The sequence below is a fragment of the Nonomuraea sp. B208 genome, assembly GCF_057536035.1.
In genome coordinates this window covers 17129-33042 of sequence record NZ_BAAJOU010000013.1, presented here as the reverse complement: position 1 = coordinate 33042, position 15914 = coordinate 17129, and the positions used below count along the sequence as shown (strand labels likewise).

Sequence of the window (15914 nt, the reverse complement as noted above, 5' to 3'; positions counted from 1 at the left end):
ATGCCGCAGATCCGCCCGCTCCGGCCGGGCGACCCCGAACGGGTGGCCGGCTGGCGGCTCGTCGGCGTGCTCGGCTCCGGCGGCCAGGGAACGGTCTACAAGGCGGTCGGCGACGACGGGCGCGAGGTCGCCGTCAAGCTGCTGCACAGCCACCTGATCGGCGACGACGCAATCACCCGCGGTTTCCTGCGCGAGGTCGAGGCGGCGCGGCGGGTGGCGGCGTTCTGCACGGCGGCGGTGCTCGACGTGGGGACGGCGGACGAGCGGCCGTACATCGTGAGCGAGTACGTCGCGGGCGACACGCTGCACCAGGTCGTCCGGTCGGAGGGGCCGCGCACGGGCGGGACGCTGGACCGGCTGGCGATCTCCACGCTGACCGCGCTGGCCGCCATCCACCAGGCCGGGATCGTTCACCGCGACTTCAAGCCGGGCAACGTGCTCATCGGGCCCGAGGGGCCCATCGTCATCGACTTCGGCATCGCCAAGGCGCTGGACGCGACGACGATGGCGTCCGGGGTGGTGGGGACGCCTACGTACATGTCGCCCGAGCAGTTCGAGGGGCAGCGGGTCGGGCCGGCGTCGGACATGTTCAGCTGGGCCGGGACCATGGTGTTCGCGGCCACCGGGCGGCCTGCCTACGCCGGGGCGACGGTGCCGGCGATCCTCAACGCCGTGCTCAGCGGCTCGCCGGACCTGGGCGGGGTGCCGGAGCGGCTGGCGGAGGTGCTGCGCCCGTGCTTCGCCAGGGACCCGGCCTCACGGCCGTCCCCCACGGAGCTGATGAAGCGCCTGATGACCCACCGCGCCCCCGCCGTCCCCTCCCCCTTGCCCGGCTCCACCCCCGACCACCCCGCCACCCCCACCGGCCCAAACGCCGCCCCCACGCCGGGCACCACCGGACCGGGCACGCCACCGGCAGGCCACGCCGCGCTGCCAGGCGCGGCTGAGTCGAGCGGGATGCCGTCGGGCAACGTCGGCGGGCCGGCCGCCGCCGGACCAGGCATGCAAGCGCCGGGCTACGCCGCCATGCCGGACGCCGCCCAGCCAAGCGGGGTGCCGTCGGACCATGCGAGCAGGCCGGCCGCCTCCGGGCCGAGCGCGCCTCCGCCGGGCCCCGCCGCTGTGCCGGGCACGGCTAGGCCGAGCGGCGTGCCATCGGGCAACGCCAGCGGCCCGGGCATGCAATCGCCGGGCCACGCCGCCATGCCTGCTGCCGCTGGGCCGGGTGGTGGGAGCGGCGTGCCCGTGCCGAATCCCGTGGGGCCCTGGCCGGGGGCCGGTGGGGCGGGGAGGGGCGGTGGGCGTCCGGTTGCCGAGGGCCACAGGAGTTCCGGAGGGCGTCGGGAGCAGGGGACCGTCGAGGGACGCGGGCCTGGTGGGCGGGGCCGGGGGTCGCAGGGGTCGTACCACGGTGGGATGCCGGGCCCGGAGACGTCGCCGGGGGGCGCGCGGAAGGGGGTCAGCCGACGGGCCGTGCTGAGCGCCGGGGCGGCGGCGCTGGCGACGGCGGCGGTGTCGGCGTTCGTCGCGCTCAGGCCGGACGGCGGCGCGGCAGGCCACGACGGGACGCTGAATCAGCCGCCCGTTCCCGACACCGGCGCCACCGGAATGCCCTCCCCCATCGGTTCCGCCAGCCACTCATCCACTCAGCCGTCCTTTCAGACGCCGACACAAACGCCCGCCACGCCGGTCGCGGCCGAGCCGTTCGGGACGATGATCGGGGAGCCGGCGGCGCTGCCCGCGGGCACGGGCGCCCCGTCGGCGGTGATGGAGGCGCGCGGCCCGTTCGTGGCCCTCGGCGGCGGCAACGGCTCCGTCGTCGCCTGGGACGTCACCGCCGGCCCGGCCCGCAGGCTCGGCGACGGCGGCGCGGCGACGACGGCCCTCGCGTACGGCAACAGCCGGGGCGAGCCGGTGGTCGCCTCCGGGCACGCCGACGGCCGCATGCGCCTGTGGCGCCCGTCCGGCGAGAGCCTGGCCTCGCACAAGGCCCCCGACCCGATCATCGCGATGACCGTCACGGCCGCGGGCCAGGTGGTCGCGGTGTCGCAGAAGTACGACAGCCTGCGCGACCTGCGCGGCGTCGTCCGCCTGTGGGACGTCACGACCGGCAAGCAGATCGGCCCCACGAGCACCGAGCACTTCCAGGGCGTCAACGGCCTGGCCTTCGGCCGCCTGGGCGACGCCGACGTGCTGGTGACGGGCGACGGCGCGAACCGGATCCGGGTGCGTCCCCTGTCCACCGGCGTGGTGTCGGGCACGTTCAAGACCGGCGAGATCGGCGGCATCGAGCTCCTGGCGTGCGACGAGCTGAAGGGCCGGCCGGTGCTGGTCTCCACGCATCAGGACGCCACCTTGCGCGTGTACGACCTCAAGTCGGGCAAACGCCGGAAGAAGTGGGACTTCAGCGACCGCAGCCCCGACGACCGGGGCGCCGCCGCGCTGGTGACCGGCGTCCTGGGCGGCATGCCGGTCGCGGTCGTGGCGCACACGCCGTCGGGCGGGGACGCGTTCGTGCGCGTCTGGAGCCTCGCCGACGGGGAGATCGTCGGCGAGTTCGGCTCCGGCGAGGGCGGCGGCATCCGCGCGCTGGCGCTCACCGAGCAGGCGGTGAACCGCCCGGTCGTCGCCACCCTCGGCGCGGACCGCCGGCTGCGCCTCTGGAGCCTCGGCACCGGCTGAGCCGGCCACCCAGCCACGCTCCTGTAGTCAGCGGTGGGAGAGGCGGCGATCGGAGCGGCGGCGGGAGCGGGCGGGCCGGGGTGCGGGGCCGGGGCGGGACTGGTTCTTGCGGCGGCGGCGGTTCAGTAACCAGCCGAGGGCGAGGAGCGCCGCGCCGATGGGGGTCGCGGCCATGCGGCGCGCCAGGAGGACCTTGAGGAACCGTTTCATGGGCTCTCCTCTGCCCGGATCGGCGCCGGCCGCACCAGGCACCTGCGCCCGCGCCGGTTTGCGCCCGCGCTGCGAGGTGTGATGTCGTACTGTGCCGTGCCGACCATCGTGGACCTGACCAGCGGAACCGTCGAACGCGAGCACCGCGACGACGAGCCCGGCCACTACGACGGGACGATCCTCGGCCTGCGGTTGATGACCGAGCGCACGCCGCCGGGACTGGACCCGTACGACCCGCGCGCGCTGCTGTTCGTGGCCGCCGGCCGGCTCGGCGGGGTCCGCGCGCCCGGCCTGGCCAAGGCGGTGTTCCTGGCCAAGTCGCCGTTGACCGGGGTGGCCGGGGAGTCGCACGCGCTCGGCCCGTTCGCGGCCGGGATGCGGGCCGCCGGGGTGCGGGCGCTGGCGGTGACCGGGCGGGCGGCGCGGCTGTCGTACCTGCTGGTGGAGAACGGCGAGGTCAGCGTGCGCGACGCGGAGGAGCTGCGCGGCCTCGGCACCGCCGCGACCACCGACGCGCTCAGGGCCAGGCACGGCCGCGACGCCTCGGTGGCGGCGATCGGCCCGGCCGGGGAGAGCCTGGTCAGGTACGCGAGCGTCGTCACCGACCTCGCCCACCCGGCCGCCCGGTACGGCATCGGCGCGGTGTTCGGCGCCAAGAACCTCAAGGCCCTGGTGTGCGTGGGCGACGCCGAGGCGGCGGTCGCCGATCCCGGGGCGCTGGCGGACGTCGCCGCCTTCTACCGCGACGCGCTGCCCGGCAACCGGCTCGCGGCCTGGCAGCACGGCGAGCCGGGGTTCGCGGGGTGGACGGGCGAGCCGCCCGCGCCCGGCTACGTCGCCGTGCGCAACTTCTCCGTCACGGCGGCGACCGGTCTGCGCGCCCCGCAGGAGGGCGACTACGCGGGCCGCGCGGTGACGCTGCGCGGCGCCTGCCCGGGCTGCCCCAACGACTGCCTCAAGGTGTACGCCCCGCCGTCCGCGCCGGAGCGCCGCTCGGGCGGGCTCGGGCAGGAGGCGTTCCCTTCGCTCGGCTGGAACCTCGGCATCGACGACCTCGACACCGTGCTGGCCGCCAACGCCCTCTGCAACGACCTCGGCCTCGACCCGGTCAGCCTGGGCGGCACGCTGGCCTTCGCCATGGAGTGCGCCGGGCGCGGCCTGCTGCCCGGCGGGCCCGCCTTCGGCGCCGCGGCGGCCCTGCCCGGCCTGGTCGCGGACGTGGCGCACCGGACGGGCGAGCTGGGCGACCTGCTGGCCGACGGCGCCGCCCGCGCGGCCGCCGCGCTGGGCCCGGAGGGCGCCCGGTACGCGATGACGGTCAAGGGCGCCGAGCTGCCCTGCTTCGACCCGCGTGTCCAGCCGGGGCTCGGCCTCGGCTACGCGCTCGCGCCCGGCGGCCCCCGTTACGACGCCCTGGAGCACGACCTGGACTTCGACCCGGTGGAGGGGCTGGCGTACTGCTTCCCCGAGGCGGCGAGGATCGGGGCGGAGCCGGCGCCGGCCGGCCGTCTGGACGCGGAGCGGGGCGCGCGCACCGCCCGCCTGCTGCGGCTGTGGAGCGCCCTGGACGCGCTCAACGTGTGCCTGTTCGCCTCCTCCCCCACCCGGCCGCTGACGCTGGACCGGCTGACCGGGCTGGCCGCCGCCGTGCTGGGCCGCGAGTTCCCGGTCGCGGAGCTGCTGGCGGCCGGGCAGGAGCGGCTGGACGCGATGCGCGTCTACGCCGCCAGGGAGGGCCTGGCGGGCCGCGAGGAGCTGCCCGCGCGGCTGCACGAGGAGCCGGTCGCCGAGGGGCCGTACACGGGGGCGGTGCTGGAGCGGGAGGCGTTCGCCGAGGCGCGGGCGGCGTTCCACGCCGAACTCGGCTGGTAGGGCGCGGTGAGTTCTCCGCGCGGGCGGTGTCCCATGGAGTATGAGCAAACTCCTCTACTCCGCGACGATGTCCCTGGACGGCTTCATCGCCGGGCCGGGCGGCGACATGTCCTGGCTGACCCCCTACCTCGGGCCCGATCCCTTCGCCGACGACCTCGCCGGGCGGATCGGCTCGCTGCTCGTGGGCCGGCGCACGTTCGGCGGTGACGACCCGCACCGGGGCACGGAAGGCGAGGGCCAGGCGTTCGGCGGCGGCTGGAGCGGCCCGCAGGTCGTGCTGACCCATCACGCCCCCGCCGAGCCGGTGCCCGGCGTGGTGTTCGCCGGCGACCTCGGCACCGCCGTCGCCACCGCCAAGGAGGCGGCGGGCGGCAAGTACGTCAACGTGCTCGGCGCGGACGTGGCCCGGCAGTGCCTGGAGGCGGGGGTCCTGGACGAGATCCTGGTGTTCGTCGCGCCCGTCCTGCTCGGCGACGGCGTCCGCCTCTTCGACCGCCCGGGAGGCGCGCCCGTCCCCCTCGAACGGCTCGGCGTCACGCGGGCCCCGTCGGCCACGCACCTGTGGTGGCGGGTCCCGCCGCCGGGTGATCCCGTACCGCGCGGGTAGGAGCCGTCCATCCGCCCCGGAAGGAGAGGTCGATGCGGAGCGACGGCGAGCGCGCCCTGGGCGGCCTGCTGGAGGCCAGCCACCTGGCCGCCATGGAGGACCTGCCGGCCCTGGTCGCCGAGCACGCCGCGATGATGGGCTTCTCCGGCACCCTGATCTACGTCGCGGACCTGCAGCAGCAGTCGCTGGTGCTGCTGCCGGGGCAGCGCGACGCGGCGGGCAGCCCGCCGGAGCGGCTCGGCATCGACACCACGCTGCCGGGCCGGGCGTTCCGCACGGTGTCGAAGGTGTACGCGACGCCGGGCACGGGCGGCGGCCCGCGCCGGCTGTGGGTGCCGCTGCTGGACGGCACCGAGCGGATCGGGGTGCTCGGGCTGGACGTGCCGGACGAGGACCCGGCGCTCACCGAGTGGCGGGCCGCGCAGCTCGCCGCGCTGGTCGCGGTGCTGGTCGTCAGCAAGCGCCCGCACAGCGACTCCCACGCCCGGCTGGTGCGGTCCCGGCCGATGACGTTGTCGGCGGAGGTCATGTGGAGCCTGCTGCCGCCGGGCACGTTCGCGAGCGAGGAGGTGGTGGTCAGCGCCGCCATGGAGCCCGCGTACGAGGTGGGCGGCGACGCCTACGACTACGCGATCGACGGGGACGTCCTGCACGTGTCGCTGTTCGACGCGATGGGGCACGACACGGCGGCCGGGCTGACCGCCTCGGTCGCGATGGCCGCGTCCCGGCACAACCGGCGCCAGGGCATGGCACTGCCCGAGGTGAGCGAGGCGGTGGACGCCGCGATCAAGAAGCAGTTCAGAGGCCGGTACGCGACCGGCCTCCTCGCCTCGCTGCACCTGCGGACCGGCCTGCTGCACTGGGTCAACCGCGGCCACCACCCGCCGCTGGTGATCCGCGGCGGCCGGCGGGTGGCGACGCTGGAGACCCTGCCCATGCCCGACCCGCCGATGGGCTTCGGGCTGGGCATGGCCAGGGGGCTGCTGCGCTACCAGCTCGAACCCGGCGACCGGCTGCTGCTCTACACCGACGGGATCGTGGAGGCGCGCAGCCCGGACGGCGAGGTGTTCGGGCTGGAGCGCTTCACCGACTTCGTGGTGCGGCACGAGGCCGACGGCGTGTCGGCGCCGGAGACGCTGCGCCGGCTCATCCAGACGATCCTGCGGCACCAGGGCGACCGGCTGCAGGACGACGCCACGGTGATGACCGTCGAGTGGTACGGCGAGCGGCACCGCCTCATGACCCTGTCCTGACCTGCGGCGCGGCATTACCATCTCCAGCCTCTCAGCCGATCAGGACGGGAGGTTGTCGGCAAAGGCGCCGGGTACGCCGGAAACCGGATGTTCCCGACCAACGCAAGGAGCCCGGCGTCATGCCTTTCAACCCATTGCAGGAGCGGGGTATCCCGCTGGACAAGCAGCTGCGCAACTGGCGCGAGCTGAACGTGACCCCCGTCGACCCCGACCACTGCGACCCCTACACGCTCTGCCGCATCATCACGATGAACGGCATCGAGGTCGAGGCGATCTTCTTCAGCCACCACCTGGCCCGGCACTGCCCGGACATCGAGCTGAAGCAGCAGCTGGCCCGCTCCCGCTACATCGAGGCCCAGCAGCAGAAGGCGGTCAACTGGCTGCTGCCGGGCGTGTCCTCGGTGCTGGAGACGACGATCTCCTACGAGCAGGTCGCCGTCGACCTGACCGCGTGGGTGGCCCGCATGGAGCCGGATCCGTACCTGCAGCAGGCCTACCAGTTCGGGGTGCTGGAGGACTTCGACCACCTCTACCGCTACGCCAACCTGTACGAGATGATCGAGCACCGCAAGGCGGAGAAGATCGTCGACAACCTGACCGAGGTCATGCCGGGGCGGCCGACGTACCTGCATCACCGCAACCCCGTGGACAACGTGCGCGAGCCCTATGACCGCTCCAGCGCCGCGCCGATCTCCAAGCTGCACGCGCTGACCATCATGGCTGCCGAGCAGCAGACGATGAACTTCTACATGAACGTCGGCCCGACCTACATGGAGCCGATCGCCCGGCAGCTCTACCAGGAGATCGGGATGGTGGAGGAGGAGCACGTCACCCACTACGAGTCCCTGGTGGACCCGGGCGAGAGCTGGTGGGAGATGCTGCTCAACCACGAGTACAACGAGTGCTACCTCTACCACTCGTTCATGGAGACCGAGTCCGACCCCAAGGTGAAGAACATCTGGGAGCTGCACCTCAACATGGAGCTGGAGCACCTGCGGCTGGCGGCCGAGCTGTTCAAGAAGTACGACGGCCGCGACCCCGAGCAGGTGTGCGCGCCCGAGCTGCCGCAGCCGGTGACGTTCGAGCCCAACAAGGCCTACCTGCGCGACCTGCTGGCCACCCAGATCGACTACACGACGCTCGGCACCGGCTACGTCCAGGAGGCACACGAGCGGTTCGAGAAGATGCAGGAGGCGCTCATGGGCGGCGAGCAGCCGGCCTCCGAGCGGGTGATCGCGGAGAACCGCGCCAAGTCGGGGCGGGAGTACCGGCTGCAGACCGAGGGCGAGCACCCGGTCCACAGCCTGGCGCTGAGCCGCCGCTGACCCTTACCGCGCGAACAGCCCGGCGGGCACCGCCTCGGCCAGCGCCTGGTACCCGGCCGCGTTCAGGTGGAGGCCGTCGCCGCCGTCGAAGGCCGCCCGCAGCCGCCGTGGCTCCGCCGGGTCGCGGACCGCGCGGTCGAAGTCGATCACCGCGTCGAACCGGCCGCCGGTGCGGATCCAGTCGTTGACCTCCTGGCGGGCGGCCTCCCTGCAGCCGCCGGGGTCGTCGTAGTCGTGCCCGCCGAACGGGGTGAGCGTCGCCCCGTACACGGTGAGGCCGGCGGCGTGCGCGCGGGTCACGATCTGCTCGTAGCCGGCGACCAGCTCCCCGGCCGTCCGTTTCTGCGCGGCCGGGGAGGGCTCGGCGACGCCGAGGTCGTTGACGCCCTCGAAGACGATCAGCCAGCGGGCGCCGCTGCGGGCCAGCACGTCGCGGTCCAGGCGGGCCAGCGCGCTCGGGCCGAGGCCGTCGGCGAGCACCCGGTTGCCGCCCGTCGCCTGGTTCGCGATGGCAGGGCCGGCCCCGCCGAGCCGGTCGGCGAGCCGGTCCGGCCAGCGGTCGTTGCCGTTGGTGGTGGAGCCGCGCCCGTCGGTCAGCGAGTCGCCCAGTAGGACCAGCGCGTACGTCCCTGGATCGGCGTGCACCTCGGCGGCGCTCAGCAGGTACCAGTGGTCCACGGGCGTCGCCCCCGCGAGATCAGTGGCCTCGCACTGGTCGCCGGGGGCGAGATGGGACGTCGTCCGCGACCCGGGATGCCCGGTGACCGCCGCGTGCTGGCCGTCCGCGAGGTAGGCGGTGACGGTGACGACCGAGCCGGCCGCGAGCGGCATGTCCAGCGGGTCGGACACCGCCTGCGCGCCGGGCGGCACGACGACGTGGGCATGGCCGGAGAAGGTCAGCGGCCGGGAGGTGCCCGGCTCGATCGCGCTCACGCCCGCCCGTCCGCCGGCGGGACGGGCCACGGCGAGCCTGGTCACGGGCAGGGGCGCGGTCCCGAAGGCGTTCGACAGCCGCAGCCGCAGGCGGGGGCCGCCCGCCGAGACCCTGATGGTCTGCCGGAGCGTGGCGTCCGCCAGGACGGGCCCGCCTGGACTGCCGCCGCCCGCGTACGGCGGGGGCGGCAGGTCGCCGGGCTCGATCCGCTGGGGCGTCGCGGTCCAGGTGTCCACCCAGTGGCCGCTCATGGCACTAAGCCCGTTGACATCCGCACAAATCGGACTTTAGGTTATGCGAAACGTTTCGACAACCTCCCGTCTGGGGTCTGATGTCCTCATTGCGTGATGTGGCCGAGCGGGCCCAGGTCGCGGTCAGCACGGTCTCCGCCGCGCTCAACGGCACCCGGCCGGTGGCCGCGGCCACCAAGCGGCGCATCGAGCAGGCCGCCGCCGAGCTCGGCTACCGCCCGAACCTGCTGGCGCGCGGCCTGCAGAGCAAGCGGACCAGGATCCTCGCGCTGCTGTTCCCCACGCCGTCCGGCGGCTTCGGCCACACGGAGATGCTCTTCGCGACCGGCGCCGCCGAGGCCGCCAAGGAGCTGGGCTACCACCTGCTGCTGTCGCCGGAGAGCGCCGACCCCATCGACGAGCTGCGCCACCTCACCGGTCTCGGGCTGGTGGACGGCGTGCTGCTCATGGAGGTGCGGCTGGACGACGAGCGGACGGAGTTCCTGTCCGCGGCCGGGGTGCCGTTCGCGATGATCGGCCGCACCCGCGAGCCGGACGCGATCGACCACGCCGACATCGACTTCGCCGCCACCGCCCGCGACGCGGTCGCGCACGTGGCCGGGCTCGGCCACCGCGAGCTGGCCTTCTTCAACCTCTCCCCCGGCCGGTACGCCGAGGGCTACGGCCCGGCGGCCCGGATGGCGGCGGAGTTCGCCGCGGCCGCCCGCGAGGCGGGCATCGGCTACGCGGACGGGTTCCGTCCGGGCTCGGCCGAGGAGGGCAGGCGGGCGTTCGAGCGGCTGATGGCCGAGCGCCCCGGCGTGACGGCGCTGGCCGTGGCCGACGACCACGCGGCGGCCGGCGTGCTCGCGGGCGTGGCGGCGCGCGGCTGGCGTGTCCCGGAGGACCTGACGGTGGTGCTGGTGCTGTCGTCGGCGCGGGCGGCGGCGATGTTCCACCCGAGTCTGACGACGCTGGAGCCGCCGAGCGCCGAGCTCGGCCGGCTCGGCGCGCGCATGCTCATCGACCGGCTCCAGGACGACGGTCCCCCGCGGCAGCGGCTGGTGCCGTGCCGGCTGGTGCCCGGCGGCAGCTCGGGTCCCCCGCGAGCCGGCGCATGAGCGGGTTGGAGCGCCTCACGGCGGGCCGTGGCCTGCTGTTCGGCGGCGACTACAACCCCGAGCAGTGGCCGGAGGAGGTGTGGGCCGAGGACGCCGCGCTGATGCGCGAGGCCGGGGTCAACCTGGTGACGGTCGGCGTGTTCAGCTGGGCGCGGCTGGAGCCGCAGCCGGGGGCGCGCGACTTCGGCTGGCTGGACCGGGTCATGGACCTGATGGCCGGCGCCGGGATCGCGGTGGACCTCGCCACCCCGACCGCCTCGCCGCCGCCGTGGCTGGGGCATCTCCGGCCGGAGACGCTGCCGGAGGACGCCTCGGGCCACCGGCTCTGGTACGGCTCGCGCAACCAGTTCTGCCCGTCCTCGCCGGTCTACCGGGAGCGGGCGCTCGGCATCGTAGGCGACCTCGCCGCCCGTTACGCGGGTCATCCCGCGCTCGCCCTCTGGCACGTGGGCAACGAGTACGGCCAGGTCTGCCACTGCGACGTCTCGGCGCAGGCGTTCCGCGCCTGGCTGGAGCGGCGCTACGGCGGCCTGGACGCGCTCAACGCGGCGTGGGGCACCACGTTCTGGAGCCAGCGTTACTCCGGCTGGGCGGAGATCCTGCCGCCACGGCGGGCCCCGTACCTGGTGAACCCGACGCAGAGCCTCGACTGGCAGCGGTTCTGCTCCGACGCGCTGCTCGACCACTTCCGCGCCGAGCGTGACGTGCTGCGCGAGCACACGCCGGACATCCCGGTCACCACCAACTTCATGGGGCTGTTCAAGCCGGTGGACGCCTGGAAGTGGGCCGCCGAGGAGGACGTCGTCTCCAACGACTGCTACCCCGACCCGGGCGACCCGCTCGCCCCGGCGCGCACCGCGCTGGTCCACGACCTCATGCGCGGCCTGGCGGGCGGGCGGCCGTGGCTGCTGATGGAGCAGGCGGCCGGCGCGGTAAACTGGCGGCCGCACAACCTGCCCAAACCACCGGGGCAGCTCCGGCTGGAGTCGCTGCAGGCGCTGGCCAGGGGCGCGGACGGCCTGTGCTACTTCCAGTGGCGCGCCTCCCGCTTCGGCGCTGAGCGCTTCCACTCGGCGATGGTGCCGCACGCCGGCCCGGACACCCGGCTGCACCGCGAGGTGCGCGCGCACGGGCGGGAGCTGCGCGGGCTCGGCGAGGTGGCGGGGCAGCCGGTGCCGGCGCGGGTGGCGCTGGTGTTCGGCTGGGAGAGCTGGTGGGCGCTGGAGGAGCCGGCCCGGCCGAGCGACCGGCTGCGGGCCGACGAGCAGCTGCTCGCCTACTACCTGCCGCTGTGGGAGCGGGGCGTCGCCGTGGACGTGGTGCCGCCGGACGCCGAGCTCGGCGGGTACGCGCTGGTCGTGGTGCCGAACCTGTTCCTCGTCACCGACGAGGACGCGGACGCGCTGACCGCGTACGTGCGGGGCGGCGGCACGCTGGTCGTCGGCCCGTTCTCCGGCGTGGTGGACCCGGACGGGCACGTACGGACCGGACGCTTCCCCGCGCCGCTGCGCGCGGTGCTCGGCGCCTCCGGCGAGGAGTGGCTGCCCGCGGCGGGCGAGGTCGGCTGCCGCTGGCGCGAAGGGGAGGCGTTCACCGCGCACACCTGGACCGAGCTGATGGCCGCCGAAGGAGCCGAGGCCGTGGCCGAGTTCACCGGCGGCGACCTGGCCGGGCGGCCCGCGGTGCTGCGGCACCGCGCCGGCGACGGCGCCGCCTGGTACGTCGCCACCCTGCCGGAGCCCGCCGCCCTCGCCGAGGTCATGGCGCGGGCGCTGGCGGACGCGGGCGTGCGCGGCGAGGTCGCCGAGCTGCCGCCGGGCGTCGAGGCGGTACGCCGCGGCGAGGTGCTGTTCCTGCTGAACCACGGCGCCGCGACCGCCCGCGTGGACCCCGGCGGACGCTGCGAGGACCTGCTGACCGGAGCCGTCGCCGACGGCCCCGTGACCCTGCCGCCGCGCGCGGTCGCCGCGCTGCGCCGGCGCACCTGACTCTCACCTCTGGGGCGGACGGGATGAAGTTCAAGGACGGTTACTGGCGGGTGCGGCCGGGGGTGCGGGCCTCGTACGCGAGCGCGGCCCACGACGTCACAGCGGATCAAGCGGGCGGGTCGTTGAGGATCCTCGCGCCCACCCGCCCGATCACCCACCGGGGCGCCACCATCGACGGCCCGGTCCTGCGCGTGGACGTCTCCTCGCCGATGCCGGACGTGATCAGCGTCCGCGTGGTGCACCTCGCCGGGTCGGTGCCGGACTCCCCCGCCTTCGAGCTGCGCGGGGAGCCGGTCACGACAGGGATCGACGTGGACGCCGAACACGCGAGCCTGACCAGCGGCGCGCTGACCGCGCGGCTGCGCAGGGACGCGCCGTGGGAGCTGGTGTTCAGCGCGGGCGGCAGGGAGCTGACCCGCGGCGACGGCAGGAGCCTCGGCGTCATGGAGGACGCCGGCGGGCGGCACTTCCTGGTCGAGCAGCTGCGGCTGGGCGCCGGGGAGCTGGTGTACGGGCTCGGCGAGCGCTTCGGCCCGCTGGTGCGCAATGGGCAGAGCGTCGACATCTGGAACGACGACGGCGGCACGGCCAGCGAGCTGGCCTACAAGAACATCCCGTTCTACCTGACCAACCGCGGCTATGGCGTGTTCGTCAACCATCCGGGGCGGGTGTCGTTCGAGGTGGGGTCGGAGACGGTGTCGCGGGTGCAGTTCAGCGTCGAGGGGCACGAGCTGGAGTACCTCGTGATCCACGGGCCGACGCCGGCCGACATCCTGCGCCGCTACACCGCGCTGACCGGCCGTCCCGCGCTGCCGCCCGCCTGGTCGTTCGGGCTGTGGCTGTCCACGTCGTTCACCACGGACTACGACGAGGCCACGGTCACGTCGTTCGTGTCCGGGATGGCCGAGCGGGACATCCCGCTCAGCGTGCTGCACTTCGACTGCTTCTGGATGCGGCAATACCGCTGGTGCGACTTCGAGTGGGACCCGGAGACGTTCCCCGACCCCGAGGGCATGCTGCGCCGGCTGAGGGAGCGCGGGCTGCGGGTGTGCGTGTGGATCAACCCGTACATCGGGCAGGCGTCGGCGCTGTTCGACGAGGGCCGGCGGCTCGGCCACCTGCTGCGCCGCCCGGACGGCACGGTGTGGCAGGACGACCACTGGCAGGCGGGGCGGGCGCTGGTCGACTTCACCTCGCCGGCCGCGCGGGAGTGGTACGCGGGCAAGCTGCGCGCGCTGCTCGACATGGGCGTGGACGCGTTCAAGACCGACTTCGGCGAGCGCGTCCCCACCGACGTGGCCTACGCCGACGGTTCCGACCCCGAGCGCATGCACAACTACTACACGCTGCTCTACAACCAGACCGTCCACGACGTGCTGGCCGAGCGCGGCCCCGCCGTGCTGTTCGCCCGGTCGGCGACCGTCGGCGGGCAGCGGCTGCCGGTGCACTGGGGCGGCGACTGCGAGTCCACGTTCGAGGCGATGGCCGAGTCGCTGCGCGGCGGGCTCTCGCTCGGCCTGGCCGGGTTCGGGTTCTGGAGCCACGACATCGGCGGGTTCGAGGGCCGGCCGGACCCGGCGGTGTTCAAGCGGTGGGTGGCCTTCGGGCTGCTGTCGTCGCACAGCCGGCTGCACGGCAGCTCGTCGTACCGGGTGCCGTGGCTGTTCGACGAGGAGTCGGTGACCGTGCTGCGCGCGTTCACCAGGCTCAAGGCGCGGCTCATGCCCTACCTGTACGGCGCCGCGGTGCGCGCCACCACGGACGGGCTGCCGGTGATGCGGGCGATGCAGCTGGAGTTCCCCGGCGACCGGGCCTGCGACCACCTCGACGCCCAGTACATGCTGGGCCCCGACCTGCTGGTCGCGCCGGTGCTGTCGGCCGGGGGCGAGGTCTCCTACTACGTGCCCGCCGGCGAGTGGACCCGCCTGCTGGACGGCGGGACGGTGACGGGCCCCGCCTGGCACACCGAGGTGCACGGCTTCGACAGCCTGCCGCTGCTGGTGCGGCCGGGCGCGGTGCTGCCGGTCGGCGCGCGCGAGGACCGGCCCGACTACGACTACGCCGACGGCGTGACCCTGCGGGCGTACCGGCTCGCGGACGGCGATCACCGCACTGTTACCGTTCCCACCGTGGACGGGGGCACAGGGGCGGTCTTCGAGGTGTCGCGGGACGGCGAGCGGGTGCGGGCCCGGCGCGTCGAGGGCGCGGCCACGTCCTGGAATCTGCTGGCCGGCGGCGCGCGGGCGACCGCCGGGCCGGACATCGACGAGATCGAGATCATCCTTGAAGGAGCAGCATGACGACCTTCCCCGAGAGCTTCCTGTGGGGCACCGCCACCGCCGCCTACCAGGTCGAGGGCGCCTGGAACGAGGACGGCCGCGGCCCGTCCATCTGGGACACCTTCTCGCACACCCCCGGCCTGGTCGCGAACGGCGACACCGGTGACCTCGCCTGCGACCACTACCACCGGCTGGAGTCCGACCTCGACCTGCTGGCCGGGCTCGGCGTCGGCGCCTACCGCTTCTCGATCTCCTGGCCGCGCGTCCAGCCGGGCGGCTCGGGCGGGCTCAACGAGCCGGGCGCGGCCTTCTACGACCGGCTGATCGACGGCCTGCTGTCCCGCGGCATCGCCCCCGTGGCCACCCTCTACCACTGGGACCTGCCGCAGGAGCTGGAGGACGCGGGCGGCTGGCCGGCCCGCGACACCGCGCTGCGCTTCGCCGAGTACGCCCGCCTGATGGGCGAGCGGTACGGCGACCGCGTGCACACCTGGATCACGCTGAACGAGCCGTGGTGCTCGGCCTACCTGGGCTACGCCTCCGGCGTGCACGCCCCGGCCCGCACCGACCCGGCCGCGGCCCTCGCCGCCGTCCACCACCTCAACCTCGGGCACGGCCTGGCGGTGCAGGCGCTGCGCTCGACCGCGGCCAGGGACGCGCGGATGTCGGTCACGCTCAACCTGCACCACGTGCGCGGCGTGTCCGAGGCGGACGCGGTGGCGGTGCGCAAGGCGGACGCCCTGTCCAACCTGGCCTTCCTCGGGCCGATGCTGGAGGGCGCCTACCCGCGCGACCTCATCGAGGCCACCTCCTCGGTGACCGACTGGTCGTTCGTGCGCGACGGCGACGAGGCCGCCGCCCGCCAGCCGCTGGACGTGCTCGGCGTCAACTACTACAACCCGACGCTGGTGCGGCACTGGGACGGCTCCGGGCCGAAGGAGACGGCCGACGGCCACCAGGACGGGGCGGCCTCCCCGTGGATCGCCTGCGAGGACGTCGAGTTCGTCCGCCAGCCCGGCCCGTACACCGAGATGGGCTGGAACATCGACGAGACCGGCCTGACCGAGCTGCTGCTGCGCCTGCACCGCGACTACCCGGGCCTGCCCCTCATGATCACCGAGAACGGCGCCGCGTTCCCCGACCCGGTCGGGCAGGACGGGCTGGTCCACGACGCCGACCGGGTCGACTACCTGCGCCGGCACCTGTCCGCCGTGGCCGAGGCTATCGCGGGCGGCGCGGACGTGCGCGGCTACTTCGTGTGGTCGCTGATGGACAACTTCGAGTGGGCGCACGGCTACGCCAAGCGGTTCGGCATCGTCAGGGTGGACCGGGAGACGATGGAGCGCACCTGGAAGGACAGCGCCCACTGGTACCGCGACGTGGTGGCCACGGGCAAGCTGCCGGAGTGAGCCG

11 protein-coding genes are annotated in these 15914 nt (G+C 74.6%); 9 read left to right on the top strand and 2 right to left on the bottom strand.

Annotated elements, in window-relative coordinates; genetic code table 11:
* Positions 1-2682 (top strand): WD40 repeat domain-containing serine/threonine protein kinase, encoded by a 2682-nt coding sequence (locus AC27IY_RS10485; protein WP_487177800.1) that lies wholly within the window; start codon positions 1-3, stop codon positions 2680-2682.
* A gap of 27 nt (positions 2683-2709) precedes the next feature.
* Here AC27IY_RS10485 and AC27IY_RS10480 read toward each other — a convergent pair whose 3' ends face one another.
* Positions 2710-2892, bottom strand: coding sequence for a DUF6203 family protein (locus AC27IY_RS10480; protein ID WP_487177799.1), 183 nt, complete (start codon positions 2890-2892; stop codon positions 2710-2712).
* A 96-nt stretch (positions 2893-2988) separates the two neighbouring features.
* Here AC27IY_RS10480 and AC27IY_RS10475 point away from each other — a divergent pair, with 96 nt between their 5' ends.
* The 4 genes from AC27IY_RS10475 to AC27IY_RS10460 all read left to right on the top strand — a co-directional run bounded on the left by AC27IY_RS10475 (position 2989) and on the right by AC27IY_RS10460 (position 7949).
* Positions 2989-4764 (top strand): aldehyde ferredoxin oxidoreductase C-terminal domain-containing protein, encoded by a 1776-nt coding sequence (locus tag AC27IY_RS10475; RefSeq protein WP_487177798.1) that lies wholly within the window; start codon positions 2989-2991, stop codon positions 4762-4764.
* 40 nt (positions 4765-4804) lie between these two features.
* Entirely contained in the window at positions 4805-5371 is a 567-nt protein-coding gene (locus AC27IY_RS10470; RefSeq protein WP_423448860.1) for a dihydrofolate reductase family protein, read from the top strand.
* Positions 5372-5403: 32 nt separating this feature from the next.
* Entirely contained in the window at positions 5404-6624 is a 1221-nt protein-coding gene (locus tag AC27IY_RS10465; protein WP_487177797.1) for a PP2C family protein-serine/threonine phosphatase, read from the top strand.
* Positions 6625-6743: 119 nt separating this feature from the next.
* Positions 6744-7949, top strand: a complete 1206-nt coding sequence (locus tag AC27IY_RS10460) for a hypothetical protein (protein WP_423448864.1) — start codon at positions 6744-6746, stop codon at positions 7947-7949.
* A 3-nt stretch (positions 7950-7952) separates the two neighbouring features.
* Here AC27IY_RS10460 and AC27IY_RS10455 read toward each other — a convergent pair whose 3' ends face one another.
* Complete coding sequence (locus tag AC27IY_RS10455) at positions 7953-9134, bottom strand: SGNH/GDSL hydrolase family protein (RefSeq protein ID WP_487177796.1); 1182 nt, start codon at positions 9132-9134, stop codon at positions 7953-7955.
* Positions 9135-9232: 98 nt separating this feature from the next.
* On the opposite strand from AC27IY_RS10455, the gene AC27IY_RS10450 reads away from it, so the two are divergent.
* The 4 genes from AC27IY_RS10450 to AC27IY_RS10435 are packed head-to-tail and all read left to right on the top strand — an operon-like array spanning position 9233 to position 15910.
* Positions 9233-10234 (top strand): LacI family DNA-binding transcriptional regulator, encoded by a 1002-nt coding sequence (locus tag AC27IY_RS10450; RefSeq protein ID WP_487177821.1) that lies wholly within the window; start codon positions 9233-9235, stop codon positions 10232-10234.
* Positions 10231-12222, top strand: coding sequence for a beta-galactosidase (locus AC27IY_RS10445; protein ID WP_487177795.1), 1992 nt, complete (start codon positions 10231-10233; stop codon positions 12220-12222). Before AC27IY_RS10450 ends, AC27IY_RS10445 begins: the two co-directional genes overlap by 4 nt.
* A 23-nt stretch (positions 12223-12245) precedes the next feature.
* Complete coding sequence (gene yicI / locus AC27IY_RS10440; RefSeq protein WP_487177794.1) at positions 12246-14522, top strand: alpha-xylosidase; 2277 nt, start codon at positions 12246-12248, stop codon at positions 14520-14522.
* Entirely contained in the window at positions 14519-15910 is a 1392-nt protein-coding gene (locus AC27IY_RS10435) for a GH1 family beta-glucosidase (RefSeq protein ID WP_487177793.1), read from the top strand. Before yicI ends, AC27IY_RS10435 begins: the two co-directional genes overlap by 4 nt.
* Positions 15911-15914: the final 4 nt, after the last annotated feature.

Bases quoted from the DNA above. Each gene is read 5' to 3' on its own strand.
- AC27IY_RS10485 (WP_487177800.1), top strand. From the start codon at position 1: ATGCCGCAGATCCGCCCGCTCCGGCCGGGCGACCCCGAACGGGTGGCC.
- AC27IY_RS10480 (WP_487177799.1), bottom strand. From the start codon at position 2,892: ATGAAACGGTTCCTCAAGGTCCTCCTGGCGCGCCGCATGGCCGCGACC.
- AC27IY_RS10470 (WP_423448860.1), top strand. From the start codon at position 4,805: ATGAGCAAACTCCTCTACTCCGCGACGATGTCCCTGGACGGCTTCATC.
- AC27IY_RS10465 (WP_487177797.1), top strand. From the start codon at position 5,404: ATGCGGAGCGACGGCGAGCGCGCCCTGGGCGGCCTGCTGGAGGCCAGC.
- AC27IY_RS10460 (WP_423448864.1), top strand. From the start codon at position 6,744: ATGCCTTTCAACCCATTGCAGGAGCGGGGTATCCCGCTGGACAAGCAG.
- AC27IY_RS10455 (WP_487177796.1), bottom strand. From the start codon at position 9,134: ATGAGCGGCCACTGGGTGGACACCTGGACCGCGACGCCCCAGCGGATC.
- AC27IY_RS10445 (WP_487177795.1), top strand. From the start codon at position 10,231: ATGAGCGGGTTGGAGCGCCTCACGGCGGGCCGTGGCCTGCTGTTCGGC.
- yicI (WP_487177794.1), top strand. From the start codon at position 12,246: ATGAAGTTCAAGGACGGTTACTGGCGGGTGCGGCCGGGGGTGCGGGCC.
- AC27IY_RS10435 (WP_487177793.1), top strand. From the start codon at position 14,519: ATGACGACCTTCCCCGAGAGCTTCCTGTGGGGCACCGCCACCGCCGCC.